General features: G+C 65.3%; 15 protein-coding genes, 1 tRNA gene and 7 pseudogenes. 17 read left to right on the plus strand and 6 right to left on the minus strand.

The genetic code is table 11. The annotated features are described in order from the left end of the window. Positions 1-210: 210 nt before the first annotated feature. The 5 genes and pseudogenes from YO9_RS0109935 to YO9_RS0109950 all read left to right on the plus strand — a co-directional run bounded on the left by YO9_RS0109935 (position 211) and on the right by YO9_RS0109950 (position 3981). Positions 211-402 (plus strand): multicopper oxidase domain-containing protein, encoded by a 192-nt coding sequence (locus YO9_RS0109935; protein WP_016997337.1) that lies wholly within the window; start codon positions 211-213, stop codon positions 400-402. Between the two features lie 192 nt (positions 403-594). Further along, positions 595-1367 (plus strand): annotated as a pseudogene (locus YO9_RS20845) (FAD-dependent oxidoreductase); the annotation flags it as partial. Between the two features lie 261 nt (positions 1368-1628). Next, positions 1629-1961, plus strand: a complete 333-nt coding sequence (locus tag YO9_RS21585; RefSeq protein ID WP_396350746.1) for a hypothetical protein — start codon at positions 1629-1631, stop codon at positions 1959-1961. Between the two features lie 121 nt (positions 1962-2082). Continuing rightward, a pseudogene (locus tag YO9_RS0109945) lies at positions 2083-3235 on the plus strand (type III polyketide synthase). Further along, the gene (locus YO9_RS0109950; RefSeq protein ID WP_016997338.1) at positions 3232-3981 is read left to right on the plus strand and encodes a class I SAM-dependent methyltransferase; all 750 of its coding nucleotides are present in this window, start codon (positions 3232-3234) and stop codon (positions 3979-3981) included. The pseudogene YO9_RS0109945 and the gene YO9_RS0109950 overlap by 4 nt, the downstream one beginning before the upstream one ends. On the opposite strand, the gene YO9_RS0109955 is transcribed toward YO9_RS0109950, so the two are convergent. From YO9_RS0109955 to YO9_RS0109975, 5 genes and pseudogenes are all read right to left on the minus strand, one after another. Continuing rightward, on the minus strand, positions 3939-4751 hold the full coding sequence (locus YO9_RS0109955) for a nitroreductase family protein (RefSeq protein WP_016997339.1): 813 nt from the start codon (positions 4749-4751) through the stop codon (positions 3939-3941). The genes YO9_RS0109950 and YO9_RS0109955 overlap by 43 nt on opposite strands. Before the next feature lie 3 nt (positions 4752-4754). Continuing rightward, complete coding sequence (locus tag YO9_RS0109960) at positions 4755-5084, minus strand: hypothetical protein (protein WP_016997340.1); 330 nt, start codon at positions 5082-5084, stop codon at positions 4755-4757. Positions 5085-5106: 22 nt separating this feature from the next. Next, the gene (locus YO9_RS0109965; protein ID WP_016997341.1) at positions 5107-6225 is read right to left on the minus strand and encodes a baeRF2 domain-containing protein; all 1119 of its coding nucleotides are present in this window, start codon (positions 6223-6225) and stop codon (positions 5107-5109) included. A 153-nt stretch (positions 6226-6378) separates the two neighbouring features. After that, positions 6379-8379, minus strand: coding sequence for a vWA domain-containing protein (locus YO9_RS0109970; protein ID WP_031273058.1), 2001 nt, complete (start codon positions 8377-8379; stop codon positions 6379-6381). Between the two features lie 8 nt (positions 8380-8387). Further along, a pseudogene (locus tag YO9_RS0109975) lies at positions 8388-9774 on the minus strand (sigma 54-interacting transcriptional regulator). A 122-nt stretch (positions 9775-9896) separates the two neighbouring features. Between YO9_RS0109975 and YO9_RS0109980 the strand changes: the two are divergent. From YO9_RS0109980 to nrfD, 8 genes and pseudogenes are all read left to right on the plus strand, one after another. Continuing rightward, a complete protein-coding gene (locus YO9_RS0109980; protein WP_016997344.1) occupies positions 9897-10529 on the plus strand; it encodes an MSMEG_4193 family putative phosphomutase in 633 nt (210 codons plus the stop codon). Between the two features lie 6 nt (positions 10530-10535). Continuing rightward, a complete protein-coding gene (locus YO9_RS20855; RefSeq protein ID WP_317259809.1) occupies positions 10536-10781 on the plus strand; it encodes a protein kinase family protein in 246 nt (81 codons plus the stop codon). Beyond that, positions 10772-11242 (plus strand): protein kinase family protein, encoded by a 471-nt coding sequence (locus YO9_RS0109985; RefSeq protein ID WP_317259810.1) that lies wholly within the window; start codon positions 10772-10774, stop codon positions 11240-11242. The genes YO9_RS20855 and YO9_RS0109985 overlap by 10 nt, the downstream gene beginning before the upstream one ends. Positions 11243-11408: 166 nt before the next feature. Beyond that, positions 11409-11834, plus strand: a complete 426-nt coding sequence (locus YO9_RS0109990) for a VOC family protein (RefSeq protein WP_016997345.1) — start codon at positions 11409-11411, stop codon at positions 11832-11834. A 69-nt stretch (positions 11835-11903) separates the two neighbouring features. Then, the gene (locus YO9_RS0109995; protein WP_016997346.1) at positions 11904-12137 is read left to right on the plus strand and encodes a hypothetical protein; all 234 of its coding nucleotides are present in this window, start codon (positions 11904-11906) and stop codon (positions 12135-12137) included. A gap of 9 nt (positions 12138-12146) precedes the next feature. Then, a pseudogene (gene fdh, locus YO9_RS19990) lies at positions 12147-15573 on the plus strand (formate dehydrogenase). A gap of 214 nt (positions 15574-15787) precedes the next feature. Next, positions 15788-16702, plus strand: a complete 915-nt coding sequence (locus tag YO9_RS0110010; RefSeq protein ID WP_016997348.1) for a 4Fe-4S dicluster domain-containing protein — start codon at positions 15788-15790, stop codon at positions 16700-16702. After that, a pseudogene (gene nrfD / locus YO9_RS0110015) lies at positions 16699-17795 on the plus strand (NrfD/PsrC family molybdoenzyme membrane anchor subunit). Before YO9_RS0110010 ends, nrfD begins: the two are co-directional and overlap by 4 nt. Positions 17796-17903: 108 nt before the next feature. Here nrfD and selD read toward each other — a convergent pair. Continuing rightward, positions 17904-18918 (minus strand): annotated as a pseudogene (gene selD / locus YO9_RS0110020) (selenide, water dikinase SelD). A gap of 164 nt (positions 18919-19082) precedes the next feature. On the opposite strand from selD, the gene YO9_RS0110025 reads away from it, so the two are divergent. From YO9_RS0110025 to YO9_RS21595, 4 genes and pseudogenes are all read left to right on the plus strand, one after another. After that, positions 19083-19177, plus strand: a tRNA-Sec gene (locus YO9_RS0110025). A gap of 76 nt (positions 19178-19253) precedes the next feature. Further along, positions 19254-20560, plus strand: a pseudogene (gene selA, locus YO9_RS0110030) (L-seryl-tRNA(Sec) selenium transferase). A 129-nt stretch (positions 20561-20689) separates the two neighbouring features. Then, complete coding sequence (locus YO9_RS21590) at positions 20690-21811, plus strand: GTP-binding protein (protein WP_396350744.1); 1122 nt, start codon at positions 20690-20692, stop codon at positions 21809-21811. Continuing rightward, positions 21805-22374, plus strand: a complete 570-nt coding sequence (locus YO9_RS21595) for a SelB domain-containing protein (RefSeq protein ID WP_396350745.1) — start codon at positions 21805-21807, stop codon at positions 22372-22374. The genes YO9_RS21590 and YO9_RS21595 overlap by 7 nt, the downstream gene beginning before the upstream one ends. The last annotated feature ends 5 nt before the right edge of the window (positions 22375-22379 follow it).

Here is a 22379-nt window from a genome sequence, read left to right on the forward strand (position 1 = left end):
GAGGGTGACTGGCCGTGTGAACATCGTGCACTTGGGCGGGCCTCCGCATCCGATGCACATCCACATGACCGAGTTCCAAATGCTCAATCGTTGGCAATGGCCGCTGGGCCGGGCGGTGCACTGCCCGGCTTTGACCCCGCGACGGCGTCGACACCCAACCCACTGCCCATTCCCGGACCGGGACGCCCGATCAGTCCCATGACCGCAGGCATGAAGGATACGTGGGTTGTTCAACCGGGGGAGTGGGTCCAGGTGCTCGGTGACTTCACCGGCGCCACGGGCAGTTTCATGTACCACTGCCACATTCTGGATCACGAGGACCACACGATGATGCGCCCGTTCACGGTGCTGCCCAAGGGCATCATGTCGTTCCATGACGCACACGGTGGCGGTCACCACTAGGACCACTTTCGCTGGGGTTATCTGGCTTCTACGATGCAACTAATCGTCAGCAGGCTAACTATTTGAGTGTTGGGGTCGAGTCCATCGGCCCCAACACTTCTGCCATTTTCGAAAGGATCGTTCGTGACGACAACGCAACAGCCGGAAACTCAAGAACTCAGCGCGGACGTCGTCGTCATCGGGGGTGGACCCGTGGGCGAGAACGCGGCCCAGTACGCGATCGAAGGCGCCGACCTCACCGCGATCATCGTGGAAGGCCATCTGCTGGGCGGCGAGTGTTCTTACTACGCCTGCATGCCCAGTAAAGCCATGCTGCGGCCGGTCGATGTGGTGGGTACGTCCGCCGATATCGAGGGGGTCATCGAGGCTCAGCTCGATCGCCCCGGGATGCTCGCTCGACGAGATTCGTTCGTCTCCCATTACGACGACACTTCCCAGATCGAGTGGGCAGAATCCGCCGGGCTCCAGGTGGTTCGGGGCCACGCTCGCCTTGCCGGGGAGCGCACGGTTCAGGTCGACGACGGCGCCGCTTCGCACACGATTACGGCTCGGCACGCGGTGATCATCGCGACCGGTAGTGAGCCGACGGTTCCCGCCGAATTCGAAGGAATCGAGGCGTGGACCTCTGCGGACGCGACCGGCGTGATCGAGGTGCCTGAACGTCTGGCGATCGTGGGCGGTGGCGTGGTCGCCTGTGAGGCAGCCACGTGGCTGGCGGCGCTGGTTCCCAGGTCACGGTGCTGGTACGTGGCTCGCAACTGTTGTCAGCCAATGAACCGTTCGTCGGGGTCGGCGTCCTGGACGGCATGAAGATTCACGGCGTGGAGCCCGTCCTGAATGCGTCCGTGACCGCGTGCCGCCGAGACAACCCGGAGTCCACGGGGCTGGGCAGGATCCACGGCGGAACGGTGCACGTGGAAACCACTGCCGGTGACTTCGAGGTGGACGAGGTGTTGTTGGCCACCGGACGCGCCCCGCGGCTGGGGGATGTGGGCCTGGACTCGGGTGGCCTGACCGCGAATGACGTGCTGCATCATGACCTCCCCGAGTGGCTCCATGTCGTGGGAGATGCCAGCGGTGACGCGCCCCTGACGCACTGGGGCAAGTACCGGGCCCGGGTGGTGGGTGCCCAGATTCGTGTCGCGGCCACGGGCGGTCCGGAACCGTTTCAGATTGAAAACCCGCCGGTACCCCAGGTGATCTTCACCGAACCCCAGGTCGCGCAGGTGGGGCTGACCGAGGCCGCCGCGAAGGAGCGGGGGATCGATGCGGTGGTCGCACAGGTGCCGTACAGCTCCGTGGCCGGTTCGGCGCTGCTCCGCAACGATGTTCAGGGCCAAGCGAAAATCGTGGTGGACCGCGCCAGCAGGTGCTTGGTCGGTGCCACGTTCGTGGGGCCGGAAGCGGGCGAGCAATTGCACGCGGCCACCATCGCGATGACGGGGCAGGTCCCGGTGCACGTGCTCCGGCACGCGGTGCCCAGTTATCCCACGGCGTCGGAACTGTGGTTGCGGTTACTCGAGGAACTGCCCGAGGAATTCCGTCGGCCAGCGGCTTGACCGAACGCTGTCCCACGAGAGGCTGGTGATTGTGGCCGGTAACGGCGGTCGCACCCGAGGACGATCGTTCGGCTACCGCGATGACCAGGGTTCCAACCATTCCGGGTGCCTACCATGGGGTATGACCGTACGCATGCTGACGATCGCGACCGTCCTCCCGGACACCCAGATACACCAACCGAACGTGGCGCGGCTGTTCGCTGACCAGCCGGACATGACCCGGTTGGGTTCCCGATTGGTCGGTTCCGCTTTCGCGGGTTCCGGCGTGGCAACCCGGCACACGGTGCTCCCGGAACTTGGGACGCAGCCTCGCCGGCACGCAACGAGAACGACGACGTCGCGCCGTCGCCCTTCGTAGATCCCGCCTCGGGACATCTGCTCTCACCGGGGACGCACACGCGCAATCGGTTGTACACCGACCACGCGAAGCGGCTGTTTGTGCGTGCCGCGCGCACCGCGCTCCATCAGGCAGCACCCGCAGTCGCACCGGAGGATGTCACGCACGTGATCACCGTGTCCTGTACCGGGTTCTTCGCGCCGGGTCCGGACGTCCGCGTGGTGAAGGACCTCGGCCTTCCTGCGGACGTGACGCGCATGCACCTGGGATTCATGGGATGCAACGCAGCGTTCCCGGCCTGCGCGCGGCGGATACAGCGTGCCGATCCGATCCTCAGGCCGTGGTGCTGGTCGTGTGCGTGGAACTGTGCACCCTGCACCTGCACGTTCGCAATGACCCGGACACCATCATGGGGAACGCATTGTTCGCGGACGGCGCCGCGGCCACCGTGATCACGGCACGAGACACCGAAGTGTCGGAATCTGAGCCCGTGCTGGAACTGCTGGACTTCGAGACCACGCTGGCTCCCGTGGGTGAGGACGAGCTCGCCTGGAGCGTGGGCGACGAGGGGTTCGAGATGATCCTGGGTACCTATGTCCCACGCATCATTGATGACCATGTCACCGATGCTCTCGCCCCGCTGCTGGCCAGAACGGGACACGACGTGGCCGAGATCCCGTTGTGGGCCGTTCACCCCGGCGGCCGAAGCATCCTGGACAAGGTGCAATCCCGGTTGGCCCTGACCGACGAGCAAATGGAACCGTCCCGAGCCGTGCTCGCCGATGCGGGAAACATGAGCAGCGCAACCATCCTCTTCGTCCTGGACAGGCTCCGCACCTCGGACCGCGCCGGCGTCACGGCGGCGCTCGCGTTCGGTCCCGGGCTGAGCATCGAGAGCGCGCTGTTGCGTGTGGCACCGGATCAAGGGCGCGCATGAAGAAGGACCTGCTGCTGCGCCGTCGAAGTACGGGCGAGGCCGAACTCATGGATGACCCGGACTGCGATCCCGTTGCCTTGGGCGCCACGTATCGCTTGTTCGGTGTGATCAATCCGTTGGTGGCTTCCTGGCGTCCCATCTACCGGAGCCGGATCCGTCCCGTCCTGCGGGCCGCCGCGCTCGAAGGGCGTGTGGCAACACTCCTGGACGTGGGGTGCGGGGGCGGCGACGTCGCTCGCTGCCTGGCGCGGTGGGCGAAACGCGACGGAATCGATCTGACCGTCACGGCCATCGATCCGGACCGCAGAGCCCACGCGTGGGCTGAGGCCCACGATCACGGAGCCGGGATCGACTACCGTGCCCAGTCCAGCACGGAGTTAGTAGTGGCAGGGGAGCGGTTCGACGTGGTGGTGTCCAATCATGTGCTCCACCATTTGTCCTCCACCGAACTCGCGGAACTCCTCACGGACAGCGCAGCCCTCGCCCGATCCTTGTGCGTGCACAACGACCTGCGGCGCAGCCGCGTGGCGTGGTTGCTGTACTGGGTGGCCACGCTCCCGCTGGTTCGAACACGGACGTTCGCGCGGTTCGACGGGCTGTTGTCGATCCGGCGCAGCTATCGTCCCGACGAGTTGACCAGGGCGGTGCCCGCAGGTTGGTGCGTGACACGGCAACGGTTCTTTCGATTACTGACGGTTTTGTCTCAGCCGGAACCGGGCCGAACGTCGTTGTCCCAGCCCTCCTGAGGGACGTCACACGTCTCCCGGAATACGAACTGGGACGGGCGTTTGCGCTCGCGGCTGGACCAGTCGATGGCCGGCCGGTGAGTACGTTCCGGAAGGTAACCCAGCCGGTAGACCGCCATGAGTTCTAGGTCCTCCGGGACTCGGAGCATCTCCACGATCCGCTGCCAGTTGTGGGGCGCCTCCATGGGGAAGGAGACGAACTGAATCCCCATGCCCAGTTCCACGGTGGTCAACCACAGGTTCTCCATGGCAGCGCCCATGCTGAAGACCGAGTAGAACCCGGACAGTTCTTCGGGCCGGTATTCACCACGTTCGAGCATCACGCCCAGGAGCAACGGTGACCCGGCCACCAGCTTGCGGTTCTCCTCGCCGAGTGTCTGCGGCACCCTGAGTTTGTTCATCAGGTTCTGACCGGACGGCGTAAATGCGCGGGATGTGAACGGCCTCAGCAACGCGGGCAGCTTGTCGAAGAGCATGCCGCTGCGCAGCGTGTCCATCTCTTTCTGACTGAACCGGAAATACTTCTTGTAGCGATTGAAGAACGTGCCGGAACTCATCACCTCGGTCATGCTCTCGCCGCTGATGGAGGCGACCGTGTTGATGGTGTCCCGATCCTCGATGATCACGAATCGCCACGGCTGACTGTTGAACTGCGAGGGTGCGGCGGCCGCAGCGCGGATCAGCAACTGTTGATGTTCCGGGCTGACCGGGTCCGGGCGGAACGGGCCATTGGTGGTCCGTCGATTGAACACGACGTCGAGGAACTCCATGAATCACCTCCAGGCCAGCACGAGGCCGGCCACGTAGCAAGGGGCCGCTGACAGCGCATCCCTGGTATGTCGCCCCAGTGGGCGCGCACCGTGATGTTGCAGCATGAACAGCGGAAGGGCTGCGGGAGCCAACGCGAGCGCGGCCGGGGACCGTCGGACGGCGCACGCCAGAAAGGCCGTACAGGTCGTGGCCGTGGTCAGGATGTACAAGCCGTGATGGACCCAACGGACGTTGGACGTGTCGACCCAGCGCTTGGCCACCGAAATTCCCAGCGAACAGTTCGCCGCGTAGAACCCGGCGGCCAAGCTCACCAACGCACGGGTCGAAGCCATGGGCCTCCTCTGCGCCGAATGATCAGTCAGCTGCAACCTCACGGCCGTGATCACTGGACATGCTGGACAAACTGTTGGACGGTGTGGCGTCGTCTCGCCACCTCAGCAGAGCCCCAACACCTTCGGGCAGGTTTGCGTACTCGGCGCCGAGCGTGGAGATCCCCGCGTCGGTCGCAAGGGCTTGTCGGGCCAACTCTTCCGCGTTGTCCGGTTCGGCACCGATCGTCAGGATGAGCTCGGACACCTGACCGCGCTGCAATGCTTCCGCGACCTCGGACGCACCGGCCACGGATTCACCACCGCGGCTCTGGTTTTCGGTGAACTGGTCGGCGAGTGACTTCTGTCGGCTCTTGATGAACTCCTCGGTGACGCGGGCCATTTCTTCGCGGAACGAGGCGCGGTCCAGACTCACTCCGCGCGTGCCACCAGGAACTTCCTTCAGGATGGCCAAGGCTTCCTTACTCAGTTCATCCTTGAGCAGTGACTGAGCTCGGACGTCGCCGGTGAGAAGCAGCATGTCCAACTGACGGTCGCGCACGATGGAATCGACCTTGGAGGCAACCGCCTCCGCATTGCGTTCCCAGGAATCCTCGACGCGGGCTTCCAAGTTGCTTGAGCGCCAGCCGTGCTGGGAACCGCCGCCCACGCTGGACTTGTGGAGTTCGTCGTGGCCACCGTCCACGGAGGCATCCTCGCCCAGACCGTTGTCGTTCTTGGTGATCTTGGGGTTCTCCGGAGCGCGCAGGTGCAGGTCTGCGCCGGAACGGTCCACTTCAACGAGCAATTGGCGCACGGCATACGGAATCACCTGCAGCAACGGCACCAGAACTGGCTCATCACCCCAGTGGGCGGAATCTTGCCGCGGGGGTGCCGGCAGCACTCGGTCGACCAGAATGTCCGATCCGGTGGCCAGGATGGCTCGGCCGTGTCGACCACCGATGGGAGACGGTTCCAGCAAGGTTTCCTCGATCTCCTCGAGAATTTCCTCCGGAGCGCCGTCGGCCGCGAGTTTGGAACGGAAGTGTCCCCACCGGGTGGACAGGCCCGAGGCAGAGCTGGGATCAGTTCGCGTGGAGTCGATGTAGATCGACAGGAACGGCCCTTCGGTCTCGAGCACGGGCATGAGCCAAGACAGGTTCACGGTGACCTCCTGGTTACTTGTCGGGCGACAGAGCGCCACAGTGTGGCGCCGTGGTCCAGCTCACTGTTCCATGCAAATGAAGCAGTGACAAGGGACAGGTCAACACGCTTGAGCGCCCAAAACTTAGAGGTTCCACTACGTTGCGGGCGTGGGTCAGTCCCAGTCCACGTCCCACACGGGATCTGCGTAACGGTTGCGCAGGAACTCACCGACCACGGCCGCTCCCAGGTCCTCCGGATCGGGTGCCACCATGCGACCGCCGGCCCGTTTGGCCATGGCCTGAACAAAGCGCACCAACCCAGGATCGTCACCCAGCCTGAAGAACGTCACCTCCGCGCCCTGCCGTGTGACCTTGTCCAGCTCGGACACCGTGTTCAGCAGCGTCTCGTGGTCCGGGGGATAGGAGAACCATGCTTCCCCGTGCGTCATCAGGTGGGCGGTGGGTTCGCCGTCGGTCACCACGAGCAGTACCGGCTGCATGTTGGGGTGCTGGCGGAAGAACCGGCCTGCCAGTAACAGACCGTGGTGCAGGTTGGTGCCCTGTTCGTGCCATGCGGGCAGAGCAGTCAGCTCACCGATATCCATGCGCTGGGCATACCGGCCGAAGGTGATCAACTCCAGCCGGTCACCCCTGAACCGAGTGGACAGCAAATGATGCAGGGCCAGCGCGGTGCGCTTCATGGGCACCCAGCGGCCGTTGAGCGCCATGGAGAACGAGGTATCCACGAGCAGCACGACTGCCGCCTGCGTACGTGCCTCGGTTTCGCGCACCTCGATGTCCTGCACGTCGATCCGCAGCCCCCGCATGGGATCCTTACCGGCGGCCGCGGTGCGACCGATGGCATTGGTCACCGTGCGAGTGACATCCCACGGTTCCACGTTCCCGAACTCCCACGCGCGGCTCGATCCGGTTTGCTCCCCGGCAGCTCCGGCCAGTCGGGTGTCCCTGCGGCCCTGTCGTCCGGAAATGCGCCCGGCGGCATCGCGCAGCAGGGATTGCCCCAGTTTGCGCATCGCGCGCGGGGAAAGTTTCAGGTCCCCGTCGGTGCCGCGGCGGAGATAGCCGCTGTCCTGCATCGCCTTTTCCAGTTCGGCGAGCGTGCGGGCCGAGACCGCGGCGTCGTCGCCCAATTGCCGGGTCAGCGCGTCGATGTCCAGGTCCGAGAGCGTGGATCCCGAGTAGGACTGCGAGAGCTGCTCGACCAGCGAATCCAGGTCCGCCAAGTCTTGGAGCACCCCGGTGCCGTCGCCCAGGCCGAGGCCCTGATCGCCGTCGAACTGTTCGGATCCGGTCCAGTCCTCGCCCGGTCGCAGTGCTTGGAGTGAGGCATCCAACCGGTCGAGCTGGGACATCAGCTCGGGCGATCCGAAGGCCTGCGCGGACAACGACATCAACTCGTCCCGTTGCTCCTGCGTCATGGAACGCATCATGCGCTGAGCGGCCGCAGCTCTCTGAGCGAGCGCGTCGATGAGTTCGTCCACGTCCTGCGGGTTCTCGGGGAACTGGTCACCGTGCTTGGCCATGAACTCGTCGAAATCCTCGGGAGTGTCCTCGCCGCGGGCATGCTTGTCGAGCAGGTCATTGAGATCGCTCAGCATCTCCGCCACGGCCTGCCGGTCCTCGTCCGTGGCGTTCTCCAGCGCTTGTTTCATACCGGCAAAACGCTGGTCGAGCATTTCCCGGCCCAGTAGGTCCTTGATCTGCTCGTAATGCTGCCGCGCGGTATCGGACTGCCAGTCGTAATTGGACAGTTCGGTGACCGCGGCCGCGGTGGAGGAGGGCAGGCTGTCGAGCTGCATCTCGCGGAACTGCCGGTCCATGGGGTCCATCCGCGCGTCCCGCAAAAACTGGTTGCGTTCCTCACGCAGCGCCTTGTCCAGCAGTTCCTTGACCTCCTGAACTGTGCCGTCCAAGCGGTGTTTGCTCAGCAGATCACGACGCCGCTGGTGCACCTTGCGCGCCAGATCGTCGAGTCCGCGCTGGTTCCGTCCACCGCGGCGCAAGAACTCCCGCATGGCCTGTTCGGGGGAGTACCCCGCCATGACGTCCTCGGCGATCGCGTCCAGAGCCTCGGCGAGGTCGACGGGCGGCGCGAGCGGGTCCGGACCCCCGGAATAACGGCCGTACCGCGATGACCGATGATGATGACGCATGCTGGCCTCTATCCGTAGACGGTTTCCCCGTCACCCGTTTCCTTGGAGAGCTGACGCACCAGGAACAAACCCTCCAGGGCCAGCTCGATCGCGGCGGCGCGATGACCGGCGCTGTCCCCTCCACGTGCTGGGCGATCTGGTCGTACAACTCGTTGTCCTCAAGCTCGGGCAGGGCGTCCAGGAACTCCTGGGCGGTGACCTGTTCGCCGGTGGTGATGGTGCGTTGACCATCGAAAGCCTCCACGAGCGGCCCGAAATCCAAGCCCCGGAAATGGGACCGCACGGCGTCGGCGGTCGCGGTGCGCAGGAGGTGCTCCAAGATCTCGTCCTCGCGGCCTTCTTCGCCGGATTCGAATTCGATCTTGCCGCCCAGGACGTCCACGGCGCTGTCCACGTCCACGAGGCGAGCTACGGCGTCCTCGCCCGAGCGCACGGTCGCTCGATGTCGAGCCGCGGCCGCAATGGTTTCCGCGCCGGCAATCGCGAACCGCGCAGAAACGCCCGACGCCTGGTTGACCGCGTTGGACTCGCGCAGCGCTCGCGTGAAGCGGGCGAGGATCTCCAGGATCACGTCCGGAACCTCGGCCGTCAGATGGGCCTCCTGGCGAATGACCGCGATCTCGTCGCTGAGTTCCAGCGGGTAGTGAGTGCGGATTTCTGCGCCGAAGCGGTCCTTGAGCGGCGTAATGATCCGGCCGCGGTTGGTGTAGTCCTCAGGGTTCGCGGAGGCGACCACGAGCACGTCCAGGGGCAGCCGCAGCACGTAACCGCGGATCTGGATGTCGCGCTCCTCCATGACGTTGAGCAGTGCCACCTGGATGCGTTCGGCCAGATCGGGAAGTTCGTTGAGCGCCACGATGCCCCGGTTGGCGCGGGGGACCAGCCCAAAGTGGATGGTTTCGGGGTCCCCCAGCCGGCGACCTTCGGCCACGCGCATGGGGTCCACGTCGCCAATAAGGTCGGCCACGGAGGTGTCCGGAGTGGACAGCTTTTCCACGTATCGATCCGTGCGGTGCCGCCAGGCGATGGGCAGAGCGTCACCTTCGAGTGCTGCCCGGGCGACGGATTCCGCGGTGATGGGGTCATAGGGGTGCTCATTGAGTTCGGACCCCTCGATCACCGGGCTCCATTCATCCAGCAACCCGGACAGGGTCCGCAACAGACGTGTTTTACCCTGGCCTCGTTCACCCAACAACACGATGTCGTGTCCGGCGATCAAGGCGCGTTCGAGCTGGGGGATGACCGTGCGGTCGAAGCCGTGCAGGCCGGGCCACGGATTATCCCCGGCTGCCAGGGCAGCCAGCAGGTTGTCGCGAATCTCTTCACGCAGGTTTTCTGGACGTGACCGGCTGATCGCAGGTCACCCACGGTACGAATCTCAGGCTGAACGCTCACGCAAGCCACGCTACGCGCGGGGGTGAGCGGCGTCGACCCCTCCAAAGGGTGATGACGCCGCGTGACCCGTGGCTCTCGCAAGAACCGTGACGAGGCAGAACCGTGGGCCTACGCTGGACGGTGTGAGCCCCGAAACCACCACGCTGCTTCTGGTCAGACACGGTCAGACACCCACCACAGGGCAACTTCTGCCCGGCCGAACCCCGGGATTGCACCTGTCCGACGCCGGGCGGGAACAGGCGGCTCGCGTCGCCAAGCGGATGAGCGAATTGCGGCTGACCGCGCTGTACTCGTCTCCGCTCGAGCGCACGCGGGAGACCGCGCAGGCCACCGCGGACGCTACCGGTTTGTCGGTGATCGAGGACCCTGGGCTACTGGAACTAGAGGTCGGTGACTGGACCGGCGAGAAATTGGCAGACCTGGCGCGCTCGCCCGAATGGCAGACCGTGCAGCACGAACCCGCGAGCTTCACGTTCCCGGGTGGCGAGAGTTTCCGGGAGATGCTGGAGCGGATGGTCGACGCGCTGACTCGCATCCGGACCGCTCACCCCGGTGGCACGGTGGTGTGTTTCTCCCATGCGGACCCGATTCGGGCGGTGCTGGCCCACGAGATGGGGACACCGCTGGACAAGTTCCAGCGGCTCAGTGTGGGGCCGTGCTCGGTGTCCGCGATTGCCTATCCGAGCGACCACGACCCCTTGGTGCTCACGGTCAATTCCACACAGGATTCCCTGGCCACGCTCACGGCGCAGTGAGGAACCATGGTGGACGACCAGCGCACGCGTGAACTCCTGGAACTCGGCGAGATTGAGATCCTCGGGCAGCTCGTGGAGAGCAGCAACGAGACCTTTCTGGTCGAACTGACCCACGGGGACTGTCAGTGTTGGGCCATTTACAAACCAGAACTGGGGGAGCGGCCCCTGTACGACTTCGAGCCGGGGCTCTACCGACGGGAGCGCGCAGCGTACCTGCTGAGTGAGGCGCTGGCTGGGGCATCGTGCCGCTGACCATTATTCGGGAGGACGGGCCGTACGGCATCGGGTCCCTGCAGCGGTTCGTGGAGACGGACCTGGAACAGCACTATTTCACTCTCTACACGGATTGCCCGGAGACGCACGAAGACCTCAAACGCATGGCGGTTTTCGACGTGGTCACCAACAACACCGACCGCAAGGCCGGCCACGTTCTACGAGGCCTGGACGGCCGGATCTGGGGCATTGACCACGGCCTGTGCTTCGCCGAGCCGTACAAACTTCGAACGGTTATCTGGGACTTTGCGCGGGAACCCATCGCGGAGTCCTTGCAGGAGGACATCGCGCCGCTCGAACATCAGGTCCCGGCCGGTGTGGCGGACCTGCTGACTGCCGGGGAAGTCCAGGCCATTCAGGAACGCGTGAGAGTCCTGGGGCTCTTGGGCAGGCTCCCGGCGGATCCCACGGGGATGAGGTTCCCGTGGCCGCTGATCTGAACGGGTGTCTATGACGACGCACAAGGGCTCCCCCTAGGTAGCGGGTGACGCGCGTGAGTTAACGCGAAGTTCCCCTCGGGAGGTCTGGTTCCACGAGCCGGGGAGGCCTATTCTGGCGAGCACGCGACACAAAACTGCCGTGACGTTCTGAACTCAGGAGCATCTCATGAGCACCACCCTCGCTACCTACATCGCTCTACCCGGCAACGCCGCCGAGGCCTTTGAACACTGGCACGAAGTCTTTGGCGGAGACCTGGATCTCATGCGCTACGGAGACATGCAGCTGGAGGGGATGCCCTTCGAACCGAACCCTCAACACGTGGCCCACGCGGTCCTGACCACTCCGGGTGGCCGGGTTGCCGGTGGGGACGCCATGGAGGACGGTAATGACTATCCACTGCGCGGAACCGCCTACTCGCTGCTCTACACGGTCGAGACCCCCGACGACGCTCGCGACCTCATCCAGAAGCTGACCAACGGTGGTGGCTCGGTGGGCATGCCTTTCGAAAAGGCGCCATGGGGCGGGTGGTACGGCACGGTCTTCGATCGCTTCGGTGTGATGTGGTCCTTCGATGCACCGGCTGACGAGTGATAGTAAGTACAATGATCGTCCTACGGGTCGGTCGAGTTAACCGACCACGCAGCGAGAAAGGAAGCCATCATGTCTCAACCCATTCCCGACCCCAACCCCATCGACAACCCGGACACCGCCAGTGAACCCCTGCGCGAGGACGAGTTCATCGGCACCACCGGTGATGAGGATTCCGCGTGGGAAGAGGACGATGCCCAGTGGGGGGCCGATGAGGACCCGCTCAAGGACGTGGACGAACTGCAGATAGAGAATCGGATCGACACGGCGGATCAAGAGCTGCCCACCGATCCTGACCTGGACTAGCCTGACACCATGTCGCGATTCAGCCCCTTGGAATGGCCCGTCTTCCGGCAATTCCGCACAGCGGACTCCACCGGCCGTAGTTCTGCCGTGGTGTCTCAGCGCACCCGGGACATCACCTCACGCACCGAAACGGCCGACCGGGTGGTGCAGAGCATCTGCCCGTACTGCGCCGTGGGCTGTGGGCAGAAGGTGTACGTCAAGGACGACAAGGTCATCCAGATCGAGGGCGATCCGGATTCCCCGATCTCCCGTGGTCGTTTGTGCCCCAAGGGGTCTGCGAGCGAACAGCTCGTCAACTCTCCTGGTCGACAGACCCGCGTGCTGTACCGCGCACCCCGCGCCACCGATTGGCAAGAGTTGGACGTCGATACCGCGACGGACATGATCGCCGATCGATTCATCAAGGCCCGACGCCGCGGGTGGCAGGACACGGACGACCAAGGCCGTCCGCTGCGTCGCACCATGGGCATCGCCTCACTGGGCGGTGCGACCCTGGACAACGAAGAGAATTATCTGATCAAGAAGCTCTTCACTGCTGCCGGGGCCGTACAGATCGAGAATCAAGCCCGTATTTGACACTCCTCCACGGTTCCCAGTTTGGGAACCTCATTTGGCCGCGGTGGCGCTACTCAGTCACTGCAGGACATGGCGAACGCCGATTGCATCATCATTCAGGGATCCAACATGGCCGAGTGCCATCCCGTGGGATTCCAATGGGTGACGGAGGCCAAGCGCGCGGCGCCAAGGTCATTCACGTCGATCCGCGTTTCACGCGCACCTCGGCGGTGGCGGACAAACACATTCCGATTCGTACGGGTACCGACATCGTGCTGCTCGGCGCACTCATCAACTATGTGCTGAGCAACGACTTGTGGTTCGACGAGTACGTGCGCGCCTACACCAACGCGGCGAACCTGGTGAACGAGGACTTCCAGGACACCGAAGACCTGGACGGACTGTTCTCCGGGTACAGCGTCAAGGACAACGCGTACGACATGGAGTCGTGGTCCTACCAGACCACCGAACAGCACGATCAGGATTCCGACGACGCCGCGGAGCCTGACGAATCGGCCCTGTCCACTCACTCCGCCTACCACGGCTACGGCACCTCCTGGGACGAGCACCACGGGGAACCCCAGGACCGCTCGGACGAGACCGCACCCGAGGAGCACGAAGAGGGTGACGACGAACGCGAGCAGGCCGGCGGCGACAAGTACGGTAGCGGCGGCGCTCCCGTGGGCCCCGGAGTTCCGCTCCGGGACGACACTCTCCAGGACCCGCAGACCGTGTTCCAGATTCTTAAGCGCCACTACGCCCGGTACACGCCGGACATGGTGCAGGACGCGTGCGGTATCTCGATCGAGGACTTCGAGTACATGGCGCGGGCGATCACCGAGAACTCGGGGCGCGAACGCACACGTGTTTCGCCTACGCGGTGGGGTGGACCCAGCACACGCTGGGCGCGCAGTTCATCCGCACGGCGTCGATCTTGCAACTGCTGCTCGGCAACATGGGTCGCCCCGGCGGCGGCATCATGGCACTGCGAGGCCACGCGAGCATCCAGGGCTCAACGGACATTCCCACGCTGTTCAACCTGCTGCCCGGATACCTGCCCATGCCCTCGGTCCGAACGGAAACGTTCACCGATTATCTGGACACGATTTCCGCGCGTGATCAGAAGGGCTACTGGGCCTACGCAGATGCGTACGCGGTCAGCCTGTTGAAGGCCTGGTGGGGCGACGCCGCTCAGGCCGAGAACAACTGGGCCTACGACTACATCCCCAGGCTCAACGGACCGCACGGCACGTATCAAACACTCATGAACATGCTGGCCGATCAAGTGGAGGGCTACTTCCTGCTCGGTCAGAACCCCGCGGTGGGATCCGCACACGGCCGCTTGCAGCGCATGGGCATGTCTCACCTGAAGTGGCTGGTCGTGCGAGATCTGAACATGATCGAGTCCGCTACATGGTGGAAGGACGGCCCGGAGATCCAGTCGGGTGAGCTGCGCACCGAAGACATTGAAACCGAAGTGTTCTTCATGCCCGCGGCCACCCACGTGGAGAAGTCCGGCACGTTCACCCAGACGCAGCGGTTGCTGCAGTGGCGTCACCAGGCGGTTGCCCCGCCGGGGGACAGCCAGAGCGAACTGGAATTCTTCTACAAGCTGGGACAGCGGATCCGAGAGCGACTGGCTGATTCGGACGATCCGCGCGACCGTCCGCTGCTGGACCTCACGTGGGACTACCCCACGGATGAGCACGGCGATCCGGATGCGGAAGCAGTGCTGGCCGAGATCAATGGACGGCACCTCACCGGCGAGCACGCGGGTCAACCGTTGTCCGCCTACACGGAGATGCGCTCGGACGGCTCAACATCCGGTGGTTGCTGGATCTACACGGGTGTCTACGCGGACGGCATCAACCACGCCTCCGATCGCGTGCCCGGCAGCGAGCAGGACGAGATTGCTTCGCAGTGGGGTTGGGCCTGGCCCGCCAACCGCCGCATCATTTATAACCGTGCCTCCGCGGACCCGCAGGGTAAGCCATGGAGTGAACGGAAGAAGTTGATCTGGTGGGACGAGGACCAGCAGCGCTGGGTCGGTAAGGACAACCCTGATTTCCCGATCGATCGTGCCCCGGGCAGCCGGCCCGGCAAGGATCAGCGAGGCGGTGACGCTCTGGCCGGTGACGACCCGTTCGTCATGCAGGCAGACGGCAAGGGCTGGTTGTTCGCGCCCAAGGGCCTGGTGGACGGTCCGATGCCAGCCCACTACGAGCCACAGGAATCGCCCATTGCCAACCCGCTCTACGCGCAGCAGCAGAACCCCACGCGCATGACGTTCCCGCGCTGGGACAATCTGTTCGCCCAGAGTGCGGGCAAGCCGGGCACGGATGTATACCCCTACGTATTCACCACTTACCGCTTGACGGAGCAGCACACTGCAGGCGGTATGAGCCGCTGGCTGCCGTATCTGTCCGAGCTGCAGCCGGAGATGTTCTGTGAGGTCTCACCCGAGCTTGCGGAGGAAAAGGGGCTGGAGCCGTACGGTTGGGCCACCATCATTTCGCCCCGATCCGCGATCGAGGCCAGAGTTCTGGTTACCGACCGCATGAAACCGTTGACCGTCCGCGGTCACACCGTGCATCAGATCGGCTTGCCCTATCACTGGGGCGTCGGCCAGGACGCGGTGGTCACCGGTGACGCGGCCAACGATCTGCTGGGCATCGCGCTGGATCCGAACGTGCACATTCAGAATGGCAAGGTGGGTTCGTGCGACATCCGGCCAGGTCGTAGGCCGCGCGGCCCTGAGGTTCTGAAGCTGATTGCGGAGTATCAGGAACGCGCGGGGCTCACCCCGGCCACGAGTAACACGATGGTCACCGATCCCGAGCTCGAACTCACCGCCGAACAGATAGAGGACGGTTCCCCATGACCGGAGAAGCATCTGCCAATCCGACAGCGGACGCCCACTACGACCACCCGCATCCGCGCAAGGGGTTCTTCACGGACACCTCCATTTGCATCGGGTGCAAGGCGTGTGAGGTCGCGTGTAAGGAGTGGAACCGCAATCCGGTCGACTCGGACTACGAGTTGCTGGGTTCCTCCTACGACAACACGGGCGCTCTGGGCGCTAACACCTGGCGCACGTGGCCTTCATCGAGCAGGGCGCGGACCAGATCGAACGGGCTCGCGAATCCGGACGCGCGCTGGTCAACCTGGGCATGCCCAAGGTCGGCCCGCCGCAGGGTTCAGTGTCCACTACGACGACTCCGCAGGGCACCATTCCCGTAACGCAGGCCGTCCCAACTGGTTGCGGGTCGGGAGCGTGTGGTTGCGGTGGTCCGTCGGCCACCGAAACACCGGATTCTGTATCCACGGGTACCGATGATGGTGCCACCGGCGCTGCCGTGCACCCGGACACCCCCGATTTCCGTTGGCTCATGTCATCGGACGTGTGCAAGCACTGCACCAACGCCGGCTGCTTGGACGTGTGTCCCACGGGTGCGCTGTTCCGTACCGAGTACGGCACCGTGGTGGTCCAAGATGACATCTGCAACGGTTGCGGCACATGCGTGGCCGGCTGCCCGTTCGGTGTGATCGAACGTCGCAGCGATGGTGTCTTCGAGCCGAAGAACCAGCGCGATTCACCGCCCATGCCGGACACCGTCAAGGTCCCGGAACACGGCGTGGCCCAGAAGTGCACGCTCTGCTACGACCGGATGAAGAACGATCAGACTCCGGCGTGCGCTCAGGCGTGCCCCACCACGTCCATCAAGTACGGCGACCGTGACTCCATGGTCGCGACCGCTCGCGAACGGGTCACGCAGATGCACGAGCAGGGCAAAACCGAGGCCCGGCTCTACGGCGCCAACCCCAAGGACGGCGTGGGCGGCACCGGTTCCGTGTTCCTCCTGCTCGACGAGCCCGAGACCTATGGGCTGCCGCCGGATCCACGAGTTCCCACGGCGGATCTTCCGTACATGTTCAAGCGGGCTGGTATGGCCGTCGCGGGCATGTTGGCCGTTGGCGCCGTCGCCTTTGCGTCGGGTGGTCGCCGATGAGTGTCTCAGAGTTCGACAACTACCGGCCCCCGGAGGAGCCGCGCCGTAAGCGCATGGGCAAGGGGCGCCGTCGTGCGCCCGGGTCAGCCTTTCGCCGCGGAGGCGACGGCTCGCGCGAAATGCCCATGGTGCCGGAGCCGGAGTTCACCTCTTACTATGGGCGACCCATCGTCAAGGCCCCGCCGTGGGAAGCACCGATCGGCGCGTACCTGTTCCTGGGTGGCCTGGCGGGTGGCTCGTCCATCTTGGCCTTCGGCGGTGAGCTCACGACCGGCCGCTTCTGCGACGTAACATGCGATTGTCCGCCATCACCGCCGCAGGTCTGGGCACAGTGCGCTGGTCGCGACCTGGCCGCCCCGAGCGGTTCCTGCACATGATGCGCACCATCAAGCCCACCTCACCTATGAGCCTGGGTTCGTGGTTGCTCGCGTACTACGCCACTCACGCGGGTGTCGCTGCTGCCGCAGAGATGGATCGGGTGACGCATTCGAAGCTGCCGTTGGGGCCGTTGCGTCCTGTCCTGCGATTCGTCGACCGCCCCGCTGCCGCTGGTGCCGCGGTACTGGGCGCGCCGCTGGCTGCCTACACCGCAGTGCTGCTCGGCGACACCGCGGTTCCCACGTGGAACGCGATGCACAAGGATCTTCCGTTCGTGTTCGTGAGCTCGGCTTCCCTGGCCGCCGGCGGACTCGCGATGCTGACCACCCCAGTGCGGGAGACCGCGCCGGCTCGCACTTTCGCGCTCGCGGGCGTGGCTGGCGAACTCGTGGCCATGCACCTCATGAAGGAGCGCATGGATCCCGTGGCAGCCGAACCTCTCGAGCAGGGCCGTCCCGGAACGTGGCTCAAGTGGAGCGAACGTCTGGCTCTCGCCGGCGCCGCGGGCACGATCCTCGGCGGACGACGTCGCTGGGTCGCCGCTCTCTCGGGCGCCGCTTTGGTTGCCTCCTCGGCTCTCACGCGCTTCGGCGTGTTCCAAGCGGGCAAGGACTCCGTGAAGGATCCCAAGTACACCGTGGAACCGCAGCGAAACCGCTTGGCCAAGCGCCGCGCCGCGGGCATCACCGACGACTCGATCACCACGGCCGGCTGACCTCCCTAGCTGGACCGATACATGGACGTGGGCCGACACCGCAGGGTGTCGACCCACGGCTCGTGTGAACTCAGCGTCGGATGGACTGCGGCCGGTGGACCACTGCCATCAGCGGACGCGGACCAGCTCTTCGTCGCGTTCGGGGAGCGCCACGGTTTCGCCGATCACGGGGTAACCGGGCAGCTCACCGATCACGAGCAGTCCGCCTGATGTCTGAGCGTCCGCGAGGAACAGCAAATCCTCTTCGGTGATGCCGGAGTCAGCGGTCAGGTGTGGGCGCACCCAGTCCAGGTTGCGGCGGGTGCCACCGGAGACGAACCCGTCCCGCAGTGCTTCTGCCGCACCGGACACCATGGGGACCGCGCTGCGGTCGATGACCGCGCCCACACCGGAGGCGCGGGCCATCTTGTACAGATGGCCGAGCAGTCCGAAACCGGTGACATCCGTGGCGGCCTTGAGTCCTGCCGCCACGGCGGCTTGGGAAGCATCCCGGTTGAGCTGGGTCATGGTTGCGATGGCCTCATCGAAGACCTCGCCGGTCTGCTTGTGGCGGTTGTTGAGCAGTCCGACGCCAGGGGCTTGGTTAGGGTGATAGCAGCCCTGCCTCCGCGGTGTCGTTGCGCAGCAGCTTGGTGGGGTCCGCAGTGCCGGTCACGGCCATGCCGTACTTGGGTTCGGGGTCATCGATGGAATGGCCGCCGATCACCGGGCAACCCGCCTCCGAGGCAATATCCAGTCCGCCCTGCAACACCTCGGACATCAGATCCATGGGGAGCAGGTCGCGGGGCCAGCCGACCAGATTAATCGCGACCACCGGGTGACCGCCCATCGCGTAGACGTCGGAGAGCGCGTTGGCGGCAGCGATGCGCCCCCAGTCGTAGGCGTTGTCCACCACGGGGGTGAAGAAATCCGCCGTGGACAGCACAGCGAGGTCATCGCGGACCAGGACCGCAGCGGCGTCGTCGCCGTCGTCCAGGCCCACCAAAACGTTGGGTGCAGTTTGGCCGGTGAGGCCGCGCACTGCCTCCTCGAGTTCTCCCGGCGGGATCTTGCACGCGCAACCGCCGCCGTGGGCGTACCCGGTGAGTCGAAGGTCAGTGGACGAGGACTGTGAAGAGGCCATGTGATCAGTGTAGGAGCCGGGCCCAGCGGGAATGGTTCTCGCCCGCGCACCATTCCGTGACGGGTTCTGACTGATTTTCGGGGCCTACTCAGCAGTACGGCGTGATGAAATGGCTGGCTGCCGGTGCAACTGGTCTGCATCCTTTCCGGTGGTACGTTCGACACGGAGGCGTCTGTGTCCTGGTGGGCACCCCGGTCTTCAAAACCGGTGAAACCGAGCATCTCGGTTTGGCGGGTTCGATTCCCGTCCGCTTCCGCCAACTTTGGCCGCCGCTCCTCGGCCTGTCCTGGGGCGGTGGCCGCACACCCAGGCCCCGAAACGCACAAGGAGTCACAGTGACCGGTGCAGACCCCCGTTCACGGATTCCCCGCACGGACCAGCTCCTGGCGCTACCGGAGGTGCAGGACGCTCGCAACAGGCTGAGTGATCAGGTGATTCGCGCTGTCGTTACGCGGGCGCAGGATCGGGCCCGCCGGTCGGAGATAGCACCGGAAGACGTGCAGGACACGGTGATCACGGACCTTGCCGAACGACGAGCCACCTCCCTGACTCCCGTGCTGAACGCGACCGGCGTGGTCATCCACACAAACCTCGGTAGGGCACCGCTGTCACCGGCAGCCCGAGAGGCCTTGCTGACCGCGAGCGGTTACGTGGACGTCGAGCTTGATTTGGTCACGGGGCAACGGTCCAAACGAGGGGTGGCGACACGCGAGGCACTTCTTGCGGTGTGCCCGGCGGCCGAGGACGCCCTGGTCGTCAACAACGGTGCGGCCGCCCTCGTCCTGGCCACGACCGCCCTGGCCGCAGACCGCGAGATCATCGTGAGCCGCGGGGAACTCGTGGAGATCGGTGCGGGTTTCCGATTGCCGGATCTCATGGAATCCACGGGCGCCGCCTGCGGGAGGTCGGCACCACCAATCGCACTCATCTGGCCGACTACGCGGACGCAGTGAGTCCCCAGACCGCCGCGCTGCTGAAAGTCCATCCCAGTAACTTCAGGGTCAGCGGCTTCACCTCGGACGTCCCGCTGCGAGAGTTGCGCGCGCTCGCGGACGAGCACGGCCTGCCCCTGATCATGGACGTGGGCAGCGGACTGCTCACGCCGGACCCGATCCTTCCCGATGAACCCAGCCTGTCCGAGGCACTCGAGGCCGGCGCGGATGTCGTCATCGCCAGCGGAGACAAACTGCTCGGCGGCACCCAGGCGGGACTTCTGCTGGGCCGCGCGGAGACGATCCAGAAGCTCGCCAAGCACCCGCTGGCACGTGCTGTTCGTGCCGACAAACTGACCCTGGCCGCGCTCGAAGCAACGTTGGTCTCCGGCAATACTCCGGTGCAGCAAGCACTCCACGCGGATCCCGAACGGTTGCGTGTGCGTGCCGAGCGGCTCGGCGACGACCTCGGCATGCCCGTGGTTCCCCACGACGGTCGCGTTGGCGGTGGCGGAGCACCCGGCGTGCCGCTACCGGGGTGGGCCGTGCGCCTACCGGAGCGAGCGGCATCGGCATTGCGACTGGGCGAACCTGCAGTACTGCCGCGCGTGCACGACGGCGCGTGCCTGATCGACCTGCGCTGCATTCCCGAGGACGACGACGCTCGGGTCACCGCCGCGGCACGCGCCGCGTTGGGAGCCCTGGACTGATGTATGTCGTGGCAACCGCAGGCACGTGGACCACGGAAAATCGACGCTGGTGCGCGCCCTGACCGGCATGGAACCGGACCGCTGGGCCGAAGAGAAACGACGCGGACTCACCATCGACCTGGGCTTCGCGTGGGCGGATCTGCGTCCGGGAAGAACGTGGCGTTCGTGGATGTGCCCGGGCACGAACGATTCCTCGGCAACATGCTGGCGGGTCTTGGACCGGCACCCGTCGTGTGTTTCGTGGTGGCCGCCGACGAGGGGTGGCAGGCCCAATCCAGCGACCATCGGGACGCGTTGGCCGCACTCGGTATTGAGCGCGGCCTGATCGTGCTGACGAAAACGGATCGAGCACCGGAACGAGTCGAAGCGGTGACGGAGCAGGTCCGGGGCGAACTCGCCGGAACCGGTCTGCGTGATGCGCCAGTGGTGGCCGTGTCTGCCCAGGACGAAACGGGGCTGGACGAGTTCCGTGTGGCGTTGAACGGAGTGCTGGACGGGCTACCCCTGCCGGATCCCGCCGAGCGGCTGCGATTGTGGGTGGACCGGGCGTTCTCGGTGTCCGGAGCCGGAACCGTGGTCACGGGGACACTGACCGGCGGAACGGTTCGCGTGGGCGACCGACTCACGTTGCTCGGTCAGGGCGGAGAACGGTCCGTGACCGTGCGGTCGCTGCAGAGCCATAACTCTTCGGTCGAGAGCATCGGCCCAACCCATCGTGTCGCCGTGAACCTGCGCGGCATCTCGGCGGAGGACATTCATCGCGGTGATGCGCTGCTGGCCACGGATCAGTGGCCCACCACGGACGAACTGGATGTCCGCCGGATCTCCGGGATCGCCTTCGAGGACGCCCCTGCGGAGATCATGGTTCACGCGGGTTCCGCCCCGGTACCCGCGCGCTTGCGACCCTTCGACGACGATCACGCGCGCGTGCACCTGTCCCGGGAGTTGGCCCTGATCCCGGGGGACCGGCTGGTCATGCGCTATCCCGAGGCACGTGTGCTGTTGGGCGGTGCGCGGGTTTTGGACGTGGACCCGGCCGAACTCACCCGGCGTGGTGACAGCGCCCGCCAGGCCGCATGGCTGGCCGAACTCCCGGACACGGGGGATGCTGTCGCAGAGACGAAGCGTCGCGGTGCCGTCCGCGTGGCATGGCTACACACGCTGGGCCTGGTGGATTCGGACAGTGTTGAGCCTCCCGCAGACGCGAACATTCTGCGAGCCGGTCACTGGTGGCTTCATCGACCGTGTTGACTTCATGGGCCGATCGGCTGAGGACTGCAGTTGAAGGGTTGCACGATCGTGATGCGTTGAGTCCGGGTCTGACCCGGGGCGCCGCGATCGGAGAGCTCTCGCTGCCCGGACCGGAGCTGTTGAGCGCGGTCATCAAACAGGCACAGCTCGAGGAACGAGATGGCTTCATCACCGTGCCCGGCCGCGCTGCCGGGCTGGGCGTCGCCGAAAAGTCGCTCACCACGGTTGAGGCGCAACTGGCAAAGAATCCCTTCGCAGCCCCCGAAGCCTATGAATTGGACGATCTCCGGCTGGGTCCGCGCGAGCTGGCCGCGGCAGAACGGGCGGGACGGCTGCTGAGGCTGGAGGGCGGCGTCGTCGTGCTGCCGAATGCTCCGGCACTGGCCATGCGCGAGCTGGCGCGCCTGGAACAGCCCTTCACCACGAGCCAGGCGCGGCAGGCGTGGGGGACCACCCGGCGCGTGGCCATCCCGTTGCTCGAACACCTGGATGCGCGCGGCTGGACGCGGCGCTGGACGGGACCAAGCGCGAGATCGTGCGCTGAGGCCGCGCGTTGGGGCTGAACCCC

Source organism: Kocuria atrinae C3-8, assembly GCF_000286355.1.
Lineage (GTDB): Bacteria > Actinomycetota > Actinomycetes > Actinomycetales > Micrococcaceae > Kocuria > Kocuria atrinae_A.

Excerpts from the sequence above, each read along its gene's own strand:
- YO9_RS0109935 (WP_016997337.1), top strand. The coding sequence starts at position 211 with ATGAAGGATACGTGGGTTGTTCAACCGGGGGAGTGGGTCCAGGTGCTC.
- YO9_RS0109950 (WP_016997338.1), top strand. The coding sequence starts at position 3,232 with ATGAAGAAGGACCTGCTGCTGCGCCGTCGAAGTACGGGCGAGGCCGAA.
- YO9_RS0109955 (WP_016997339.1), bottom strand. The coding sequence starts at position 4,751 with ATGGAGTTCCTCGACGTCGTGTTCAATCGACGGACCACCAATGGCCCG.
- YO9_RS0109960 (WP_016997340.1), bottom strand. The coding sequence starts at position 5,084 with ATGGCTTCGACCCGTGCGTTGGTGAGCTTGGCCGCCGGGTTCTACGCG.
- YO9_RS0109970 (WP_031273058.1), bottom strand. The coding sequence starts at position 8,379 with ATGCGTCATCATCATCGGTCATCGCGGTACGGCCGTTATTCCGGGGGT.
- YO9_RS20855 (WP_317259809.1), top strand. The coding sequence starts at position 10,536 with ATGGTGGACGACCAGCGCACGCGTGAACTCCTGGAACTCGGCGAGATT.
- YO9_RS0109990 (WP_016997345.1), top strand. The coding sequence starts at position 11,409 with ATGAGCACCACCCTCGCTACCTACATCGCTCTACCCGGCAACGCCGCC.
- YO9_RS0109995 (WP_016997346.1), top strand. The coding sequence starts at position 11,904 with ATGTCTCAACCCATTCCCGACCCCAACCCCATCGACAACCCGGACACC.